The 1,010-nt window shown below is 27.1% G+C and carries 2 protein-coding genes; one reads left to right on the top strand and one right to left on the bottom strand.

The features are described 5' to 3' along the window. Positions 1–97: DUF4177 domain-containing protein (locus AC1DKZ_RS32760; RefSeq protein ID WP_476997970.1), on the top strand; the 97-nt coding region annotated here is incomplete at its 5' end. Positions 98–364: 267 nt separating this feature from the next. Here the strand turns inward: AC1DKZ_RS32760 and AC1DKZ_RS32765 are convergent. Beyond that, positions 365–694 (bottom strand): 6-aminohexanoate hydrolase, encoded by a 330-nt coding sequence (locus AC1DKZ_RS32765; RefSeq protein WP_476997969.1) that lies wholly within the window; start codon positions 692–694, stop codon positions 365–367. Between the last annotated feature and the right edge of the window lie 316 nt (positions 695–1,010).

Below are 1,010 nucleotides of genomic sequence, written 5' to 3' on the forward strand. Positions count from 1 at the left end.
ACATGCTGAAGATGGTTGGGAATTTGTTCAAGTCCTTACTCTAACAATGGCAGGATACACGAGTTCTTTGGAGATTATCTTCAAACGAACCAAATAACTCCTTTCAAAAACAAGAGAGGTTTGCTTTAAATAACATACAAAAAGAACTGAAATATTTGGGGATCTAATTGTTCTCAATTTAACTTATAAGACAAATAAGCTAATATTAATCAACTTCTAATAACAAAAATTATGTGAACACTAAAGTCCTCCAGTTAAACAATCTGGAGGACTTTTAATAGTCTTCTAAATACATTGAATCCCGATAATGAGACGTTATGTTAACCTCATATGTATATAATATACAATTAGCTAAAAATGTAAATTATTTAAATTCTTGTCTATATAATTTAAACGAATAAATAGCTCCAACGAAGAATACAAAGGCTTCAAATAATATAAAGATTTGACGGAAATTCTCGATATCTTTACCAACTAAAGAAATAAATATGCAATTCATTAGAATTTGAGTAGTAAACATACAAGAAATAATTTTAAAATAAATAGGATTTGTTCTTTCATCTGGTTTACCAATTTTTTTGTAAATAATAATAAGTGCAATTACTGAACCAAAAAATAGAAGTGCTGTAAGTCCTACAACGATATTGAAATTACCTGTACTTTCTAACATCCATTTATTTAATAGATCAATCATTATTATCTTCCTTTCCTACATAAGAGAATATTTCGTTCTTCTTTTTCACTATAATAAAAAAAGAAAAAGGAAAACATCGAACTTTCTTACAAACATTCGTGTATTCTTACAGTTTTGTCATTTTGTAAATATATTCAACGCCTTGCCTTTCGCTAACTGACGGTTCATGTAAAGTGATAATAAAGTTATTGAATTTTGTTATGAAATATATATAAGCCTTGCACATTTTATTGTACTAAGGCTCTTTAAAGTTGTTTAATTTCTATCCATTTAATTGCATTTGCACTCAAAAATCAATAATAAAGTTATTTAATCC

This window comes from Bacillus sp. 05T21, assembly GCF_056396785.1.